The organism is Rhodopila sp. (assembly GCF_965277165.1).
Lineage (GTDB): Bacteria > Pseudomonadota > Alphaproteobacteria > Acetobacterales > Acetobacteraceae > Rhodopila.
The window spans coordinates 842,251-860,491 of sequence record NZ_CBDICE010000006.1; the positions used below are offsets into that span (position 1 = coordinate 842,251).

Annotated in this window: 19 protein-coding genes and 2 pseudogenes; 13 read left to right on the forward strand and 8 right to left on the reverse strand. The window is 65.7% G+C overall.

The features are described 5' to 3' along the window. Positions 1-42 precede the first annotated feature (42 nt). The gene (locus ACQY4Y_RS15535) at positions 43-429 is read left to right on the forward strand and encodes a carboxymuconolactone decarboxylase family protein (protein WP_428491511.1); all 387 of its coding nucleotides are present in this window, start codon (positions 43-45) and stop codon (positions 427-429) included. Positions 430-452: 23 nt separating this feature from the next. Then, positions 453-1,301, forward strand: a complete 849-nt coding sequence (locus ACQY4Y_RS15540; protein ID WP_428491512.1) for an SDR family NAD(P)-dependent oxidoreductase — start codon at positions 453-455, stop codon at positions 1,299-1,301. Here ACQY4Y_RS15540 and xseA read toward each other — a convergent pair. Beyond that, positions 1,296-2,831, reverse strand: a complete 1,536-nt coding sequence (gene xseA / locus ACQY4Y_RS15545) for an exodeoxyribonuclease VII large subunit (protein WP_428491513.1) — start codon at positions 2,829-2,831, stop codon at positions 1,296-1,298. The two genes, ACQY4Y_RS15540 and xseA, sit on opposite strands and share 6 nt — an antisense overlap. Before the next feature lie 156 nt (positions 2,832-2,987). Here xseA and purD point away from each other — a divergent pair, with 156 nt between their 5' ends. The 3 genes and pseudogenes from purD to rsmD form a co-directional block, all read left to right on the forward strand. Continuing rightward, positions 2,988-4,253, forward strand: a complete 1,266-nt coding sequence (gene purD / locus ACQY4Y_RS15550; protein WP_428491514.1) for a phosphoribosylamine--glycine ligase — start codon at positions 2,988-2,990, stop codon at positions 4,251-4,253. Next, complete coding sequence (locus ACQY4Y_RS15555; RefSeq protein WP_428491515.1) at positions 4,250-5,020, forward strand: pseudouridine synthase; 771 nt, start codon at positions 4,250-4,252, stop codon at positions 5,018-5,020. The genes purD and ACQY4Y_RS15555 overlap by 4 nt, the downstream gene beginning before the upstream one ends. A gap of 98 nt (positions 5,021-5,118) precedes the next feature. Next, a pseudogene (rsmD, locus tag ACQY4Y_RS15560) lies at positions 5,119-5,733 on the forward strand (16S rRNA (guanine(966)-N(2))-methyltransferase RsmD); the annotation flags it as partial. A 111-nt stretch (positions 5,734-5,844) separates the two neighbouring features. On the opposite strand, the gene ACQY4Y_RS15565 reads toward rsmD, so the two are convergent. Together ACQY4Y_RS15565 and ACQY4Y_RS15570 are read right to left on the reverse strand one after the other, a co-directional pair. After that, positions 5,845-6,309, reverse strand: coding sequence for a hypothetical protein (locus ACQY4Y_RS15565; RefSeq protein WP_428491516.1), 465 nt, complete (start codon positions 6,307-6,309; stop codon positions 5,845-5,847). Between the two features lie 49 nt (positions 6,310-6,358). Next, complete coding sequence (locus tag ACQY4Y_RS15570) at positions 6,359-7,525, reverse strand: acyl-CoA dehydrogenase family protein (RefSeq protein WP_428491517.1); 1,167 nt, start codon at positions 7,523-7,525, stop codon at positions 6,359-6,361. A 173-nt stretch (positions 7,526-7,698) separates the two neighbouring features. Here ACQY4Y_RS15570 and pdxH point away from each other — a divergent pair, with 173 nt between their 5' ends. Next, a complete protein-coding gene (gene pdxH, locus ACQY4Y_RS15575; RefSeq protein ID WP_428491518.1) occupies positions 7,699-8,289 on the forward strand; it encodes a pyridoxamine 5'-phosphate oxidase in 591 nt (196 codons plus the stop codon). A gap of 295 nt (positions 8,290-8,584) precedes the next feature. Beyond that, complete coding sequence (locus ACQY4Y_RS15580; RefSeq protein ID WP_428491519.1) at positions 8,585-9,451, forward strand: universal stress protein; 867 nt, start codon at positions 8,585-8,587, stop codon at positions 9,449-9,451. A gap of 88 nt (positions 9,452-9,539) precedes the next feature. On the opposite strand, the gene ACQY4Y_RS15585 is transcribed toward ACQY4Y_RS15580, so the two are convergent. Together ACQY4Y_RS15585 and ACQY4Y_RS15590 are read right to left on the reverse strand one after the other, a co-directional pair. Continuing rightward, positions 9,540-10,451: a tyrosine recombinase XerC gene (locus ACQY4Y_RS15585; protein ID WP_428493649.1), complete on the reverse strand. Its 912-nt coding sequence runs from the start codon at positions 10,449-10,451 to the stop codon at positions 9,540-9,542. 103 nt (positions 10,452-10,554) lie between these two features. Next, positions 10,555-11,436, reverse strand: coding sequence for a TauD/TfdA dioxygenase family protein (locus ACQY4Y_RS15590; RefSeq protein WP_428491520.1), 882 nt, complete (start codon positions 11,434-11,436; stop codon positions 10,555-10,557). Here ACQY4Y_RS15590 and ACQY4Y_RS15595 point away from each other — a divergent pair. Both ACQY4Y_RS15595 and ACQY4Y_RS15600 read left to right on the forward strand, forming a co-directional pair. Next, entirely contained in the window at positions 11,417-11,878 is a 462-nt protein-coding gene (locus ACQY4Y_RS15595; protein WP_428491521.1) for a winged helix-turn-helix domain-containing protein, read from the forward strand. The genes ACQY4Y_RS15590 and ACQY4Y_RS15595 overlap by 20 nt on opposite strands. A gap of 38 nt (positions 11,879-11,916) precedes the next feature. Beyond that, complete coding sequence (locus ACQY4Y_RS15600) at positions 11,917-12,429, forward strand: SRPBCC domain-containing protein (protein ID WP_428491522.1); 513 nt, start codon at positions 11,917-11,919, stop codon at positions 12,427-12,429. 205 nt (positions 12,430-12,634) lie between these two features. On the opposite strand, the gene ACQY4Y_RS15605 is transcribed toward ACQY4Y_RS15600, so the two are convergent. After that, complete coding sequence (locus tag ACQY4Y_RS15605) at positions 12,635-13,069, reverse strand: hypothetical protein (protein ID WP_428491523.1); 435 nt, start codon at positions 13,067-13,069, stop codon at positions 12,635-12,637. Between the two features lie 363 nt (positions 13,070-13,432). Between ACQY4Y_RS15605 and ACQY4Y_RS15610 the strand changes: the two genes are divergently transcribed. The 4 genes and pseudogenes from ACQY4Y_RS15610 to ACQY4Y_RS15625 all read left to right on the forward strand — a co-directional run. Next, positions 13,433-13,603, forward strand: a complete 171-nt coding sequence (locus ACQY4Y_RS15610; RefSeq protein WP_428491524.1) for a hypothetical protein — start codon at positions 13,433-13,435, stop codon at positions 13,601-13,603. 52 nt (positions 13,604-13,655) lie between these two features. Next, entirely contained in the window at positions 13,656-14,411 is a 756-nt protein-coding gene (locus ACQY4Y_RS15615) for a hypothetical protein (RefSeq protein ID WP_428491525.1), read from the forward strand. Positions 14,412-14,455: 44 nt separating this feature from the next. Continuing rightward, positions 14,456-15,850 (forward strand): LLM class flavin-dependent oxidoreductase, encoded by a 1,395-nt coding sequence (locus tag ACQY4Y_RS15620; RefSeq protein WP_428491526.1) that lies wholly within the window; start codon positions 14,456-14,458, stop codon positions 15,848-15,850. Positions 15,851-16,138: 288 nt separating this feature from the next. Beyond that, a pseudogene (locus tag ACQY4Y_RS15625) lies at positions 16,139-16,535 on the forward strand (IS21 family transposase); the annotation flags it as partial. Positions 16,536-16,568: 33 nt separating this feature from the next. Here ACQY4Y_RS15625 and ACQY4Y_RS15630 read toward each other — a convergent pair. Both ACQY4Y_RS15630 and ACQY4Y_RS15635 read right to left on the reverse strand, forming a co-directional pair. Beyond that, positions 16,569-17,729: a pyridoxal phosphate-dependent aminotransferase gene (locus tag ACQY4Y_RS15630; RefSeq protein WP_428491527.1), complete on the reverse strand. Its 1,161-nt coding sequence runs from the start codon at positions 17,727-17,729 to the stop codon at positions 16,569-16,571. A 140-nt stretch (positions 17,730-17,869) separates the two neighbouring features. Then, positions 17,870-18,223 carry a hypothetical protein gene (locus ACQY4Y_RS15635; protein WP_428491528.1) on the reverse strand — a complete coding sequence of 118 codons (354 nt, stop codon included), beginning with the start codon at positions 18,221-18,223 and terminating at the stop codon, positions 17,870-17,872. Positions 18,224-18,241: the final 18 nt, after the last annotated feature.

An 18,241-nucleotide genomic window follows, 5' to 3' on the forward strand; every position in this document is an offset into this window, starting at 1 on the left:
CCACTGGCCGACACTACAAGGCAGCAATCGGAGGGGGGATACATGGCTGACGACAGACGCGCACAGGGCAAGGCGATACGCCGCAAGTTGATGGGCGAGGCGTATGCCGACAAAATCGACAACGGCCTCTATCAGCATCCGATCATGCAGAAATTCGCCGCCTACACCCAAGAGGCGGTCTTCGGCACGCTCTGGAATCGACCCGGCCTGGATTTGAAAACCCGAGCGCTGATCTGCGTAATTTCGGATGCAGCGCAGGGGCGGGAGGCGGAACTGAAAATCCACCTGCGTTTCGCCCGCAACCAGGGTTGGACCGAGGAGCAACTGTCCGAAGCGCTGCTTCATCTTGCCGGCTATATCGGCGCACCGCTGGTGCGCGAAGCCCTGCTGGCAGCGATCGAGACGTTCAAGGAGATGGCCGCGGACTAGCTACCGTAGCCGACAGGACAGACATGCGAGACATCAATAACAAGACCGCGATCGTAACGGGTGCGGCGTCCGGCATCGGCCTGGGCATCGCCACCGCGCTGGCCCATGCCGGCGCCAACATCGTGCTCGCCGACCTTCGGCCCGAACCGCTGGAGGCCGCGCGCAAGACCATCGAAACCATCGGCGTTCGCGCCATCGCGGTCACCACGGACGTGTCCGATCCGGATTCGGTGGACCTCGCCGCCAAGACCGCGCTCGACGCCTTCGGTGCGCTGCACATCGCCATCAACAACGCCGGCGTGGCGATGCATGGCACGCCGCTCGAACAGGTCAGGCCGGAAGAGTGGGACTGGGTGATCGGCGTCAACGTCCGGGGAGTGATCAACGGCATCCGCAGCTTCGTGCCGATGATCCGCCGCCACGGGCAGGGCGGTCACGTTGTCAACACCGGGTCGGTGTCGAGCCTGTTCGTCCGCGAGGGCCGCAACCAGGGCGCCTACGCAATGTCAAAATACGCCGTGCTGGCGCTGTCCGAGGCGCTGGAGCAGGAACTGGCGGATTCCGGCATCGGCGTGTCGGTGTTATGTCCTGGCGGCGTAACGACATCGATCTTCGATTCGGCGGCTACCCGGCCAGAGCGCTTCGGTGGCAGCTATCGGCGCCCGCAGCAAGAGGCAATGAAGTCGGCATTCGCCGCCGACGCCTTGTCTCCCACCGTCGTCGGCCGCCGTGTGCTGCAGGCGATCAAGGACAACGAATTCTACATCCTGACCCATACCGGAGAACGCAAGGTCATCACCGCGCGGCTGGATCGGATCAGAGCTGCCTTCGATCGCGCCGATGCGGTGATGCCGACCATCGACCGATCATAGCAGCAGCCGTTCCTGTTCCACCGTAGCGCGCCCCCGCCCCGGGCCGCCCTGCGCCACCGCATCCACCTCGCCATCGCCGAACGTCAGCCGCAGCCGCCCGCCCGGCTTGACCGAAGCGGCGCTGGTGATCGGCAGCCCCGCCGGATTGGTGACCAGCACGTAGCCACGCCGCAGCAGCGCCAGTGGCGATGCCGCCTCCAGCCGAGGCCCAAGGCCAGAAAGATGGGCGCGGGCCTCGCGCAGCGACGCCCGCAGTGGTGCCTCCGACAGCCGCGCGATCGTCCGATCAGCGTGCGCGCGCAGCGTCGTCAGCGCGCGGTGCACCCCGCCGGCCAGGCGTTGCGACGCCAACTGCAACCCGGAACGCCGACCCGCCAGCAGGTTCGGGGCCGACAGCCGGAGCCTCAAGCCGCGGTCGCGCACAGCCTCGCGCGCTGCCGTTGTGAGCTGGCGTGGGTCGGGCAGCCGGCGCTCGGTCGAGGTCAACACTACCCGCCGGTGTGCCACCAGCGTCGGCAGCGCCAGTAATGCTCGGTCTACGCGATCGTCCAGCCGTTGCCGCGCCGACCCCAGCAAGGCCGGCAGGTCGGGAATGCCTCGTTCGGCGCGGTTCAGCCGAAGCCGGCTCTCCTGCGCCAACCGGTTCAGCCCGCTGACCAGCCGCGACGCCTGGTGTGTCAGGTCGGCCACCAGGTCGGATCGCGCCGGGATCGCCATCTCCGCCGCCGCCGTCGGCGTTGGCGCGCGGCGGTCCGAGACATGATCGATCAGCGTGGTGTCGGTCTCGTGGCCAACCGCGGAAATCAGCGGGATGGAGCAAGCGGCTACGGCGCGCACGACGATTTCCTCGTTGAACGCCATCAGGTCTTCCAGGCTGCCGCCGCCGCGAGCCACGATCAACACGTCGGGCCGCGGCGGATCGCCGGCCGCCGTCATCGCATCGAAACCGGCGATCGCCGCGGCGATGCGTTCCGCCGACCCCTCGCCCTGCACCGGCACCGGCCACAGCAGGATGCGGCGCGGGAACCGCCGTGCGATCGTCGTGCGGATGTCCTGAATGACCGCGCCGCGCTCGCTCGACACCACGCCGATAATACCGGGCAGGCGCGGAATGGCGGATTTGCGGACGGCGTCGAACAGGCCCTCGGCCGCCAGCCGCTGACGGATCATCTCGATGCGGGCCAGCAGCGCGCCGACCCCCGCATACTCCATGCGTTCGATAATCAACTGATAGGATGACCGCTCACCGTAGGCCGAGATCCGGCCGGTGGCGATCACCTCGATGCCGTTCTCCGGCATCATGCCCAGCCGCGGCACAGTGGTTTTCCAAACTACGCCCGATATCTTCGCGCCTTCGTCCTTCAGCGACAGGTAGATGTGGCCCGAGGGGTAACGCTTCACCTCGGTCAGTTCGCCGCGCACGCGGATACGGCCGAAGGTGGTCTCCAGCGTGCGCTTTACCGCGCCGGAAATCTCCGACACGGAGTATTCCGGCATATTCGAAACCGGGGCGGGGCGTGGATCGTCCATCACCCTAATCTATGTTAGTATCCAGACACAGAGAAGCGCCAGACGCGGCGCGCCGACAATTCGGCGCGTGAATCGGATACTCAAGAAAACACCGTCGCGTCGAGCCTCTCTGATGCACGATACTACACCAAGCCTGCATGGACACGGGAGAACGCGATGAAGGTGCTGGTCATCGGCTCGGGCGCGCGGGAGCATGCGTTGTGCTGGGCGATCGCTGGCAGTCCGTTGTTGACCAAGCTGTATTGCGCGCCAGGCAATCCGGGGATCGCCACGCTGGCCGAATGCGTGCCGATCGGTATGCTGGATATCGCCACCCTGGTCGGCTTCGCCCAGGACAATGCCATCGACCTCGTGGTCCCAGGCCCGGAAGCCCCGCTTGTCGCCGGCATCACCGACGCCATGGAAGCGGTGGGCATCGCTTGCTGCGGGCCTACCCGAGCGGCCGCTCAGCTGGAGGGCAGCAAGACGTTCGCCAAGCAGGTGTGCAACGCGGCCAGTATCCCGACCGCGCTATGGGAACGCTTCGACGACGCGGCTGCGGCGCTTGCCTTCGTGCAGCGGCGCGGCGCCCCGATCGTGGTCAAGGCGGATGGCCTAGCGGCCGGCAAGGGCGTCGTGGTCGCCGCGACCGTGCAGGAGGCAATCGCTGCGATAGATTCCATAATGCAGCAAAAACGTTTCGGAGAAGCCGGATCCGCCGTCGTCATCGAGGAATGTCTGCTGGGCGAGGAGGTGTCCTTGCTCGCGCTGTGCGACGGCACCGACGCGCTGTTGCTGGGATCGGCGCAGGACTACAAGCGGGTCGGCGACGGCGACACTGGCGCCAACACCGGCGGTATGGGGGCGTATTCGCCGCTGCCGCGTTTCCCGGTCAAATTGGAGGATGCCTGTCTCGAACTGATCATCCGCCCGGCGCTGGTGGAGATGAAACGCAAGGGAATGCCGTTTCGCGGCATCCTGTTTGCCGGCCTGATGCTGACCCAGGAGGGCGCGAAGCTGATCGAGTTCAACGTCCGGTTTGGCGATCCGGAGTGCCAGGTTCTGCTCGCGCGCATGCAATCCGACCTGCTGCCGGCGCTGCAGGCGGCCTGCGACGGAGAATTACGTGACTTCAACCTGCGGCGGATCGACCGGGCCGCCGTCGCAGTCGTTTTGGCCGCCAACGGCTACCCCGAGACGCCGACGCTTGGCTCGACGATCAACGGATTGGATCGGGCCGCGGCGATGCCGGATGTCTCGCTGTTCCACGCCGGAACCGAGGCCGGGCCGGACGGCACAGTCGTTGCTGCCGGCGGCCGGGTGCTGACGATTTGCGGTGTCGGTGCGGACATCGGCCAGGCGCGGGAACGCGCCTACGCCGCGGTGGATGAGATCGCCTGGCCCGGGGGCTTCTGTCGCCGCGACATCGGCGCCCCGCCGTGAGCGCCACCGAGGCGGCGCGCGGCGACCGCATCGCCAAGTGGCTGTCGCGCGCCGGTGTCGCCAGCCGGCGCGACGCCGAACGCCTTTTGGCGGACGGATCGATCAGGCTGAACGGCAAGACCGTCACCCATCCGGCGACATTCATCGCCTCTGGCGACGTCGTGCAGGTGAACGGCAAGGTGGTGGACCAGCCCGATCGCACCCGGGTTTGGCGCTATCATAAGCCGGAAGGCCTGGTCACCACCCACAAGGATCCCGAAGGCCGACCCACCGTGTTCGACAAGCTGAGGCATCAGTTGCCCCGGGTCATCAGCGTCGGGCGGTTGGACCTGACCAGCGAGGGATTGCTGCTGCTGACCAACGACGGCGGTCTGGCACGCCAATTGGAACTGCCGTCCACCGGTTGGCTGCGGCGCTACCGGGTGCGCGTGTTCGGCGCGCCGAACCCCGCCGCGCTGAACGCGCTCAGCCGAGGCGTGACCGTCGGCGGCGTGCGCTACGGCCCGATCGAGGCGGCAATCGACGCCCGCACCGGCGACAATACCTGGCTCAGCATCAGCCTGCGAGAAGGCCGCAACCGCGAAATCCGCCGCGTCATGGATCACCTCGGGCTTTCGGTTTCGCGCCTGATCCGAGTCGCCTACGGGCCGTTCCAGCTCGGTCTGCTCGAACGCGGCGGCATCGAGGAAATTCCGCCCCGCGTACTGCGCCAACAACTTCCCACCGAGGCCGGCGCACCCCCGCCGTTGCCGCGACATCGCCGCTAAAGCATGATCGCGGCTTCGGCGGAACCTTCAAGGCGCGCGAATCATGCGACAAAACAAAGAGCTAGACCACTTTCCGCACGCACAGTCATGCTGAAAATGGTCTAGTGCGGATCGTCGCTGGTGCCTGGCGCGGTCGCAAGCTTATCGCGCCGCTGGGCCAGGGAACCCGACCCACCGCCGATCGGGTGCGACAGGCGTTATTTGACATGCTGATGCACGCGCCCTGGGGCGGGCGTCGGTTGATCGAGGGGGCCGTGGTGCTGGACGTGTTTGCCGGGACCGGCGCACTGGGATTGGAGGCGCTGTCGCGTGGCGCGGCCACGGCTTGCTTCATCGAGCAGGATGCCGCCGCGCTGCGCGCCCTGCGGACCAATGTGGCCGCATGCAAGGCGGAGGGGCGAGCGGAGGTGGTGGCGGGGGATGTGCTTTCTGCTTTTGGCGCCCGACAAGCAGCCTGCAAAGGCAGGACGGGCTACGACGGTCCCGAGGTTGGCCGCCTGACCACCGGCGCTTCCCTCGTCTTTTTGGATCCACCCTATGGCCAAAACCTTGTGGCTCGCGCACTCAGTCATCTGACAGACACCCATTGTATCAAGCCGCGAGCGCTGATCGTGGCGGAGCTTGGACACTGCGAAACATGGCTGCCGGATTCTGAGCTGTTGGCCGAACGTCAACACGGAGCGGCTCGGGTGCTGATCTTCCGCGCTGGGTGAGACACCTGTAAGATGCAATATCGTAATGTCACTGGGCCCATGGTCATCTGTCCGTGTCAGACCGCTGCCGCGCTGACCGGCCTATCCTGTCAGTTCGAGCAAACAAGATGACTACGCCCGGTATTCCGACGGTATCGGCAGGTTGTTCGCGGGATTGGTGTCGTGCCTCGAAATCCGCGTCACCAAGCTGCCGCCGACGAGCCGCTGCAGGTCAGCTTCAAGCTTATCCGCGATCTCCCTTGGATAGACCTCCTTACCCGAGACACGCAGCGCAAAGCTGCGGCTATGCTTCGCGCGCTTGACCGGGTCTTCGATCGTCGCCTTCGTCCACTGGTAAAGCGGGAAACTTTCCGGGCCCTCCTTCTCAGCCGCCGCGACATAGCTTTGGAAGGCGTCGAATTGGCTCACCAGTGTCGCGTGGTGTTTGTCCAAAATCTCTTTGAGGGGGTGGAGCGTCGAGTCGTTGCGATCAATCCGCGCCACCTCGGCCGCCTCGTCCGTCAAATAGGCCCTGAGCTGATACTGCCACTGCTCTTTCACGCGCATCTCCACCGGCTCTCGTGCCGCCGCGGTCATCCAACGCACCCAGGAACAAGATGGGCCCGACACCCCGGACCACCGCGCCTCAATAACTCCGCGGCAACTCCAGAACATGTTCCGCCAGATATGAAAGGATCAGGTTCGTGCTGATCGGCGCCACCTGATACAGCCGGGTCTCCCGGAATTTCCGTTCGATATCGTATTCCTCGGCGAACCCGAAGCCGCCATGGGTCTGGATGCAGGCCTCCCCAGCCGCCCATGACGCCTCGGCCGCCAACAGCTTCGCCATATTTGCCTCCTCGCCCGGACTCTCGCCGGCTTCGAACTTTTCGCACCCGGCCTGCACCATAAGTTCGGCCGCCCGCATCTGCGCGTACGCCCGCGCCAGCGGAAACTGGATGCCCTGGTTCTGACCAATCGGGCGGCCGAACACTTGCCGCTCCCGCGCGTAGTCCGCCGCCTTGCGCAAAAACCACTTGGCGTCGCCGATGCACTCCGCCGCGATCAACAGCCGTTCGGCGTTCATCCCATCCAGGATGTAGCGGAAGCCGCGTCCCTCGGCGCCGACCAGGTTGCCCGCCGGGATCACCATGTTGTCGAAAAATATCTCGGTGGTGTTGTGGTTCATCATCGTGCGGATCGGCCGGATCGTCAGCCCGTGGCCACGTGCTGCTCGCATGTCCACGATGAAGGTGGACAGGCCGTCGGTGCGCTTCCCCGCCTGGTCCTTCGGCGTCGTCCGCGCCAGCAGCAGCATCAGGTCGGAGTGTTCGGCGCGGCTAGTCCACACCTTCTGGCCGTTGACCACATAATGACCGCCGTCCCTACGGGCAAACGTTCGCAATGAGGTCGTATCGGTCCCGCTGGTCGGTTCGGTGACACCGAAAGCCTGCAGCCGGAGTTCGCCCGTGGCAATCTTCGGCAGGTAGCTCTGCTTCTGCTCGTCGGTGCCGTGCCGCAGGATGGTACCCATGATATACATCTGGGCATGGCAGGCGGCGGCATTGCCGCCTTCGGCCTGCACCGTCTCCAGGATTGCCGCGGCGGCTGAAAGCGGCAGTCCGGCGCCGCCATACTGTTCCGGGATTAGCGCTCCCAGGTAACCGGCTTCGGTCAGCGCGCGCACGAATTCGGTCGGATAGCCGCGCTCCTGGTCCAGCCTACGCCAATACTCGCCGGGAAACCGGCTGCACAGCTTGCGGACTTCCTCGCGGATTTCCGCGTGTGGGTCGGGGTGCAGGGTCTCTTTCATGGCGCTCTCCAGGATCAGGCTGCCGTGGTTATGCTGTTTGCCCCTGGTCCGCCAACTTGCAAGGGCCAACTTGGAAGGCCGTGGGGGTGCCCAAAGTCAGATGGGGCGCTTGTCGGGTGACCGGAACATGCTGTTATCGGCACCAGCACCGCTTCGCTCAGAAGGATTGCGCCATGCCGCCAAACTTAGCGATCTCCCCATTCGACCAATTTCAAACCTGGATGGCGGAGGCGGAAAATTCCGAACCGAATGACCCGAACGCCATGGCCGTCGCCACTAGCACGCCAAATGGCCGCCCGTCGCTGCGCGCCGTGCTGCTCAAGGGCGTCGATCAGCGCGGCTTCGTCTTCTACACCAACAAGGAAAGCCGCAAGGGCGACGAGCTCGCAGCCAACCCGAATGCCGCGCTGCTGTTTCACTGGAAGTCGCTGGGCCGGCAGATCCGCATCGAGGGGACGGTGGAACACGTCACCGACGCCGAGGCCGACGCCTACTACGCTACCAGGGCGCGCATTTCCCGGCTCGGCGCCTGGGCATCGCAGCAGTCCCGCCCGTTGGCCGACCGCACCGTCCTGGAACGCCGCCTCGCCGAGGCCGAGCAGCGCTTCGCCGACGAAATCCCGCGGCCACGCTATTGGTCGGGCTACCGGATTGTTCCCCAACGGTTCGAGTTCTGGCAAGACATGGCGTTCCGGCTGCATGACCGCACTGTCTATCTACGATCGGCCGCGCAAGACTGGGAACAGACCAAGCTCTTCCCATAAGCTTCCACCAAGTTTCCCCCAAGCCTGCCCCAAGCCTCCCCGGGGGGGCTTCCCCGAAGCTTGATTTTTGCGATGCCGAACACACTTGCAACGCCGGCACAAACCTGCCTTGCTCCGCGACGTGCCCAGAATGACTGTGCAGTCTGAAAACGCTCTGATTTTTGCTTCATCGCATGGCTCACGCAGAGGGAAAATTGCGCCGCGGAATTCCGCCGGAAAAGGCAAGGTTCCACACGCAAAATTCCGTTGGTCGCGACCATGCCCTGGCCGCAACACTCGACTGAAGGAGCTGACCATGGCCATACGCAAGCTACTGCTGCCGCTGACCGGGACCGCGGCGGGCGAAGCCGCCCTGGCGTCCGCCCTGACGATTGCCCGGGCGTGGAACGCCCATCTCACCGCTTTGCACGTCCGCGTCGACAGCCGCGATGTCGCGCCGCTGGCCGGTGAAGGCCTGTCCGGTGCGATGATCGAGGAAATGATGTCGGCCACCGAAAAGGAGAGTAACGATCGTGCCCACGCCGTCCGCTCGATGTTTGACCGTTTCGTCGCCAGCCATGACGTGATCGTGCAGGAAGCTCACCCAGGCTCCGATCATGCCACCGCCAGCTTCGCCGCGGTGACCGGGCGCGAGGAAGACATCGTCGCCCAACAGGCCCGTCTCGCCGACCTGACCGTGGTGCCGCATCCGGACGCCGGAGAGGACGTCTCCTCGTCCGATGCGCTGCATGCGGTGCTGTTCGATTCCGGCCGCGCGGTGCTGATCGCCCCCCAGATCGCGCCACCCAAAATCGGCGCCAGGGTCTGCCTCGCCTGGAACGGCACCGCCGAATCCGCGTCCTCGGTACAGGCGGCGTTGCCGTGGATGCAGCGCGCCGAAGGTGTCGCTATCCTGTCGGCGGACGGTTACCAGCGGCGCGGACCGGGTGCGCCTGACCTCGCTGCTTATCTCGGGCTGCACCAGGTGCACGCCGATATCGTCACCTTCCGTGCCGCTGGCGGCTCGGTCGGAGCAGGGTTGCTTGGCGCCGCCGCCGAGTTTGGCTGCGACCTGCTGTCGATGGGGGCGTATTCGCATTCCCGGCTGCGACAACTCATTCTCGGTGGTGTGACCCGGCATGTGCTGGAGCATTCCAAGCTGCCGGTAATGATGAACCGCTAGCCGCCGTCGCGGACATTGGCCGGCGGCGCAATCAGCCGGCCGACCCTCCAGGCCTCCAGTACTACGCCCCGCGGCGTCCGCGCCCACCCTATCCGCGTGGATGCGTTTTGTGCCAAACCGCAAGCAGCGCGGTATTGTCCACCGCGATATAGCGCTGCGTGGTGGACAGGCTGGCATGGCCCAGCAGATCCTGGATCGAGCGCAGGTCGCTGCCGCCGGCCAGCAGATGCGTCGCGAACGAGTGCCGAAGCGCGTGCGGCGTCGCGTGCTCCGGCAGTCCGGCGCGCTGGCGATATGTCCGCAGCACCCTCTGCGCCATCGCAGGGTCGAGCCGTTTGCCGCGCGCACCCACGAACAGCGGGCTGTCCGGGCTTCGGTCCGGATGCAGGCTCAGCCAGTCCTCGATCGCCGCCCGTACTACCGCCAACACCGGCACGATCCGGGTTTTTGCCCCCTTGCCGGTCACGGTGACCGACAGGCTGGCACGCAACGCGACCGCATCGGCCACATTCAGTCCCAGCGCCTCGCCGATGCGCAGCCCGCTGCCATACAGCAGCGAGAACAAGCCGATATCGCGCGCCTGCATGGCCGGCGCGTCAGACACCTCCCCCACATGAGCTAGTACGTCCCGAGCTTGCGGGATGCTCAGCGCTCGCGGCAGGGCAGGGCGCCCCCGGGCGGTGGAGACCAGGCGCACGGCGGTGACCTCGACCCCGAACCGGCGCGTCAGATAGCGGACAAAACTGCGCAACGCCGACAAATGCTGGGCCCGTGACGAGGTCGCCAAGCCATCGTTCGCGAGCGTTGCCAGCCAAGCCCGGATATCGGCTGCCCGCAGACCGGCCAGCTCAACCAAATTAGCCTCTCCGCCCAGATGCCCGGTCAGAAAGCCAAGGAAACCCGCCAGCGCATGACCATAGGCTTCAACCGTATTGGCCGCGGCGTGCCGCTCCTGCTGCAACCAAGACAGGAACCCGATCCGAGCCGCCTCGGCGGTGATCGCCGGAATTGACCCTTGCGCGGGCAACGCGCTCTGCACGTCCTTTGCCGAACGGCGCCGCATCAGGACCCACCCGATCCCGAACGCATGGACGGCGCCGGCCTCAAACCGGCTTGTCGCCCGCCACTGTCACGCGGAACCCCGACCGCGTGTGCGGCCAGTAATCCCACATCGCTCTGTGTTGCACACAGCGGTTGTCCCAGAATGCCACCGAGTTCTCCTGCCAGCGGAACCGACACTGAAACAGCGGGTTTTCGGCATGATTGTATAGATAGGACAGGATCGCCGCGCCCTCGTCACGCGGCACGCCCACCAGCCGCTTGGTGAAGCCGCGATTGACATACAGCGCCTTCCGCCCGGTAACCGGGTGCGTCCGGATCACCGGATGTTCCGCCCTGGGATAGGTCGGCTTATCGGTAATCCCGGCGTTCTTGTAGGTGCCGCGATAGGCCTCCTCGCCATCATGCACCGCCGCCATGCCGTCGAGATACTGCTTCATCGGCCCCGATAACGCTTCATAGGCGGCGTACATGCTGGCGAACAGCGTATCCCCACCGTGCGGCGGACACTGCTTGATATAAAGGATACTCCCCATCGGCGGTTCCGGATCGCAGGAAACGTCGCTGTGCCAGCCTTCCCCGTTGGCCCGAGGGCTGTCCTTGTCGGCATGGATGATCATCAGTTCTGGATGTCCCGCGGCATGAGGCGCGGCGGGATGCAGATGCAGGCTGCCGAAATTCCGGCCGAACGACAGGTGCTGTTCCTGGGTCAGATGCTGGTCACGGAAAAAGATCACGCTGTTTTCGGCCAGCGCCCGGTGAATCTCGTCCATCTGATGATTTGGTGGCGGCCCGGATAGATCAACTCCGCCGATCACCGCGCCAATGATCGGCGTTAACTTGTCGATGGTGATGGTTTCAAACGGCGCCGCCTCGTCCACCACGTGACGATAGCGGGGACCGTTGTTGCCGCGCAGCGCGCTCATGCCTGAAGCCTTTCCCGTTGGAACGTCGCCCAGGATCATCGGCCTGCCGCCGTCGGATCGCAAGCCGATCGGCCTGCCGCTTAAAAGGGCAACAATTAGGTTGCATATTTACCGCATGAGCATGGACGCGGTGTTCCGAGCCTTGGCCGTTCCGCACCGACGCCGGATCCTCGACAGGTTGCATGCGCATGATGGCCAGACCCTCACCCAGCTTTGCGAAGGTCATTGCATGACCCGCCAGGCGGCGACCAAGTACCTCAACGTCCTGCTGGCGGCCAATCTGATCGCAACCCTGAAGCGCCGTTGGCAAAAGCTGCATTACCTCTACCCGGTGCCGATCCATGACGTCGGCGAACGCTTGATCGGCAAATACCGACGCGCTCACCTGGACGCTCTCGCTGACCTCAAAAGCGACCTGGAAAGAAAAGCCGATGACCAATGACCGCTTTGTCTACGTGACCTACCTCCCGATTTGTTTACGTGACCTACCTCCCGACCGCCCGAGACGCCCTTAGTCAGGCCCTGACCGATCCCAAGTTCACCCGCAAATACTGGTTCGGATGCTGGCAGGCCTGCGTCTGGGCCAAGAGCGACCCTTGGAAACCGATGTTTCCCGACGGCCGAGTGGCCAACGGCGAGGTGCTGGAAATCGATCCGCCGAACCGCCTGGCGTTGAAATGGCGCAACAAATTCCGCCCTGAACTTCGCGATGAGGGTTTCTCACACGCAACCTTCGAGCGCGACCCGAGCGGCGATGCGGCCAAGCTGGCAGTGATCCACGAGATCGACCGGCCAAATTCGAAATTCATCGCCTTTGTGTCGAACGGTTGGCCGGCAATACTATGCAGCCTGAAGTCGTTGCTGCAAACGGCACCACAATACTGCGATCCGACTCTGCCGACTGACCCGGCAAGCCGATCACTTCCCAGCGGCCAGCAACAGTGCGATGTGGCCGTCGGTCTGCTTCAGTGCATGCGGATTGGCGCCAAATAAATGTCCGGCGGTGCGGCTGTTGGCGGCAAAGCTGGCGGCGTCGTTGGCCATGTCGACGCTGACCGACCTATGGCCTGCCTCATGCAGAGCTTCCAGCATCGCCACCGCCGTCTGCCGTCTGCCGTCCCGGTGACATGCGCCAGACAGGCGTCCACCACCAGGACGTTTCGGTTCTCCGATTCGGCCGTCGTGGGGTTTGGGCTGATTAGCGCGACACCGATGTGGCGCCGACGGCGCCTTTTTCCGGCAGCCAAGCGTCGGTCCAGCCGGACCAATCGGCCTTGGGATCGGAGGCTTTGACCTCGGTGCGTCCGGGGCCGCTGCGCTGGACGATGGAGATGGCGGTAGCGGCGCGAACGATCTGGCAGTCGATCGGTCCGTCGACGTGCTGGCCGTGGCGGCGGGCGCCGAGTTTGTCGAGGTCGGCTTCGGTGCGACAGACCACGGCGCCGGGGTCCAGCCGCGGCCAGGCCAAGGGCTGGGCGGCGATGTCGGGCAGGCGCGGCGCCGGTTTCTTTGGCATCAGGCCGCCGGCATCGAAGGAAACATTGCTGTCGTTGGGCTGGGCGCCGGCGGGCACGGTGATGGCCAGGGAGCCGAGACAGGCGCCGATCAGCAGCATTCTCGATGTTGGTTTCATGGATTCCGCTCGCTTCAACCGGAAGTTCTATGCGTCCTGCGGGTTGTTCGATCAAGTCGGTTTTGCGCGTTTGGTGGTTGGGGCCGTGGCGCGGTGGGTTCCGGGGACGTGCCGGGTTGGTCGGCGAAGTCGTGGACTGCGGGCAGCGTGAGCAACAACACTCGATATCCGTCGGACACCCACCACGGCGGAGACCTGACCGTCAGATCAAGTCCAGACTTTTACAGATTATTAGGTCGACGCTCTCAGCAGCCGGCGGAGCACCGGCGCGCTGGGGCGCCCAGATCATCAATCGCCAATCCCGGTAATTGTCAATTCCGCCAACTCGGAGGAGAGCATCCCGGATGAAAGCCGCCATCTACAATGGTCCCCGCGACGTCGCCGGTGACCAACCCGTCGGTGCGGTCCGCCATCGAGGCGGCGGTGGCCGGCGAGCCGTCCATGGCGCCCCCACCTCAGTCCCCCAGCACGCTCGCCGGCGTCTGGGACCGCGCCGCGGCGCGCCTGCGTTGCTCCGCCGCTCAAACCGCGTAAACTGATCGGCAACGACCACGCCATTAACCCAGCCGACAGGAAAACCCACCCGATGCCGCTGACCGCCTCCGCCGAAGCCGCCCGCGTGAACCGCCGCCGAGGCTCCGCCGCCGACGGCGTCTGCTTCTGGCATACGCTGTACCTCGGCACCACCCGCTACAACATGGCGCCAGGCACCCCCGACCCGGCCCCCGACGCGCTGTTCCCGATGGCCTTCCTTGTTGAACAGGACCCCGGCACCACCGCCAGCGCGCACTACCACCAGCAGGACCAGTTCCAACTCGTGGTCCGCGGCCACGCCAGCCTCGGCCTTCACGACGTCCGCCCGGTCACCGTCCACTTCACTGGCGCCCACACCGCCTACGGCCCAATCAGAGCCAGCCAGGATGAAGGCGTGTGGTACTTCACCCTGCGCAACGGCTTCGACCCCGGCGCCCGGTTCATGACCATGCCGGAAAACCGCGTCGCCCTGCGCGCCGTTCCCGGCCGCAGCCACCGCGAATCCGTCGCCGGCCCACTGCAAGCCGCCTCCGCCCCCGGCGAAACCCTGCTCGGCCCCGACCCCGACGGCATGACCGCCTGGCGCTATCGCCTGGACCCAGGTGCCCCTATCAGCGGCCCCGACCCGGCCGACGGAGGAGGCCAATACTGGGTCATCACCAAGGGCAGCCTGACCCGCCAAGGCGAGACCCTGCCGCCGCTGTCCTGCGCCTTCGTGTTCCCCAACGACGCTCCGTTCCAGGCCGGCGCCGGCCCCAGCGGCCTTGAGGTCATCGCCATGCAGTTCCCCCGCCGAACCACCCACTGACGGCCGCACGCCAGATGCCCCCGACACCGATTCCAGCAAAACCGATGTCCAGGCAAATCCGCCTCAACGCCTTCGACATGAACTGCATCGGCCACCAATCTCCGGGCCTGTGGACCCATCCCGACGACCGCGCCGACACCTACAACACCTTGCACTACTGGACCGACCTCGCCCGCACCCTGGAACGTGGCAAGTTCGACGCCCTGTTCCTCGCCGACGTACTAGGCGTCTACGACGTCTACCAAGGGTCCGCCCGCACCGTTCTGCAACACGCCGTCCAGGTCCCGGTCAACGACCCACTGATGGTCGTCCCCGCCATGGCACTGGTCACCGAAAACCTCGGCTTCGGCATCACCTGCGCGCTGTCCTACGAACTGCCGTACCCGTTCGCCCGCCGCATGAGCACGCTGGATCACCTGACCAATGGCCGCGTTGGCTGGAACATCGTCACCGGCTACCTCGACAGCGCCGCCAGAGGCATGGGCATGCCCAAGCAGGTCGCCCACGACGACCGCTACGACCTGGCCGAGGACTACATGCAGGCCACCTACAAACTATGGGAGGCAAGCTGGGAAGACGGCGCCGTGCTGCGCGACCGCGCCGGCCGCCGCTTCGCCGACCCTGACAAGATCCACCGCATCCTGCACGAAGGCCCGCACTTCAAGGTCGACGCCATCCACCTCTGCGAGCCCTCGCCGCAGCGCACCCCGGTGCTGTTCCAGGCCGGCGCCTCCAAACGCGGCCGCGATTTCGCCGCCCGCCACGCCGAGTGCGTGTTCATCAACGGCCCGTCGAAAACTGTCATCGGCAACACCGTCTCCGACCTGCGCCGCCGCGCCGCCGCAGCCGGCCGAGACCCGCACGATCTGATCATCTTCACCATGCTCACCATCATCACCGACACCACCTCCAAGACGGCTCGGGACAAATACCAGGACTACCTCGGCTACGTGTCCGAGGAAGGCGCGCTGGCCCTGATGTCGGGCTGGACCGGCCTCGACTTTTCCCAACTCGCCCCCGACGAGGTGGTACGCTTCAACGGCCAATCCAACGCCCAGACCTCGGCGCTGGAGGCCTTCACCACCGCCGATCCCGATCGCCAATGGACGGTGCGCGAGATCGCCCGCCACGCCGCCATCGGCGGCCGCAGCCCGGTGCTAATCGGCTCCGCCGCCGAAGTCGCCGAGGACCTCCGCGCCTGGGTCGAGGAAACCGATATCGACGGCTTCAACCTGGCCTACACGCTGACCCCCGCCAGCTTCGCCGATATAGCCAACCTGGTGGTACCCGAACTGCAATCGCGCGGCCTGTTTAAACACGACTACGCCCCCGGCACGTTCCGAGAGAAACTGTTCGGCCGCGGCCCCCGCCTGCCCGCTACCCACCCTGCTGCCGCGGTTAGGCTCGCCGCCCATCCACCGCACCGCGACCCGGTGTAGCCCAACGCATTCACCCCCCGTGCCACAGGCGAATCGCATAAGGATTTCCAGCCAGCGATGGACACGGCTCGAATGGATAGATTCTTATTTATCCTCCCTATATCTCGAGGATTTGTATGGCCTCGGCGTGTGGCTGAGCTGCCGGATTCGCGAAACGGTAATGCCCGTCGGCACAACTTTCTGGATATCCTGACGATTGCCTCAATCTGCGGCGCCGGACGCTGCGTCGATTTTTGCCGATGGATTTCGGCGTGGAAAAAGGGATTGCCTCCGGCGGTTGGGTTCACGATGGTGCAGCAGAAGACCATCAAGGCGATCTGCCGCGAGTTGAGAGTTTCGCGGAAGGTGGTGCGCAAGGTTCTGCGATCTGCGGCGACGGAAATCCAGTACGAGTGTAGCGAGCAGCCGCTGCCGCGGATCGGTCCCTGGCAGGACACGCTGGATGGGATCTTGGCGTCGAACGAGGCCAAGCCGGTGCGCGAACGTTTGACGCTGATCCGGGTCTTCGAGGCGTTGCGCGGTCTTGGTTACGCAGGCGGCTACGATGCGGTGCGGCGCTATGCCCGAGCCTGGCAGCGTGACCGTGCTGCTCGTGCGTGCGTATTCTCACGAGACCCAGGAGATGGTGTTCGACGCGCATGACCGGGCGCTCGGCTTTTTCAAAGGCACCTACGTTCGCGGCATCTAAGACAACATATGATCTCTGGTCCGCTCCGGGCTAGCGCCAGGTCCCGAGACGTTCGGCGGCGGCGCGGATATCGGATTCGAGGCCGCAATAGCTGAAGCGAACGAACCGGTTGCCGCGGGCGTGGTCGAAATCGAGGCCGGGGCTGGCGGCGACGCCGGCTTCGGCCAGCATGCGGGCGCAGAATCCGGCGCTGTCGTTGGAACGGTCGGCGATGTCGGCGAACAGGTAGAACGCGCCCTCGGCCGGTGACAGGCGGGTGAAGCCGGCGGCCGGCAGCGCCGCCAGCAGGTGATCACGGGAGCGACGGTAGCGGGCGACGTTGGCCTGGAGTTCGTCGTGGCAGTCGAAGGCGGCTTCGGCGGCGATTTGGGAGATATAGGGGGCGCTGATGAACAGGTTCTGCGCCAGGCGCTCGACCGGGCGGGCCAGGTCGAGCGGCAGCACCATCCAGCCGATGCGCCAGCCGGTCATCGAGAAGTATTTCGAGAAGCTGTTCACCACCATGGCGCTATCGCTGTATTGGGCGGCCGAGGCGATCGGGCTGTCGTAGTTCAGGCCGTGATAGATCTCGTCGCTGATCAGGCGGATGCCGTTATGGTGGCACCAGCGCGCGATGGCGGCGAGTTCGTCGGGGTGCAGCATGGTGCCTGCGGGGTTGGCCGGGCTGGCGACGATCAAGCCGTCGGGTGGCGGGTGCAGTTGCTGCAGCATCGCCAGGCTGGGCTGGAAGCGGGTTTCGGGGCCGGCGGGCAGGATCACCGGGCTCATGCCGAGGGCGGTCAGGATGTTGACGTAGGGCGGGTAGAATGGCGCCGTCAGGGCAATGCGGTCGCCGACATCGAAGGCGGCAAGGAACGCCAGCGGGAAGGCGCCGGAGGCGCCGAAGGTGACGGCGATGCGCTCTATCGGCAGGTCCAGGCCATACCAGGACGCGGCGTGGGCGGCGATGCGTTGGCGCAGCGAGCGCAGCCCGAGCGCCTCGGTGTAGCCGAGTGGGTGGCCGGAGCGGAGGGCGGCTTGGGCGGCGGCGACGGCGCCGGCGGGGGCGCCGGTGCCGGGCTGGCCGACCTCCATGCGGATGATGTGGGGGGCGCCGGGGGGCAGCGCGGCCTGGCGGTCGTTGGCCGCGGCGATCACGTCCATCACCATGAAGGGTGGCGCGGTGGCGCCGCTGCCGATTTTCAGTGTCATCGGATAGCTCCTCGGGCCGGCGTGGTGACGGCGGATTTACTTTGTCATGCACGGCGCGGTTGAGCCACCGGGGATTGAGGCGGCACGTCGTGGATGACCTGGCCGAGCCGGGTCATGACACGGGATCCGCGTTCGCGGTGCTATCGCTGGTCGCCTTGGCCTTGGTCGATCTGCCAGCTTATGGCGGTGGCCATGATCTTCAGGGCGTCGCCTTGCTGGGTGCCCTGGATGGTGACGATGCAGGGCTTCGCCACGCCGGTGCATTTGCCTAAGCGATGGATCTCATCGGGTTGCAAGTTGGAGACAATGACGCGGACACGCTGTTTTGGGCGCGCGCCGCTGCCCATTTCACAGAATGCGGCGTTGCAGACGATGCGGCCCGGTCCGACGGTTGTCGGTTCAGCCGCCTCCTGCACGTTTGCGAGGGCCGGCAGTGCGGCGGTGGCGAGAGCGGCGGTGGCGAGAGCGGCGGTGGCGAGAGCGGCGATCAGCATTGCGCTGCCGCGTCGGGA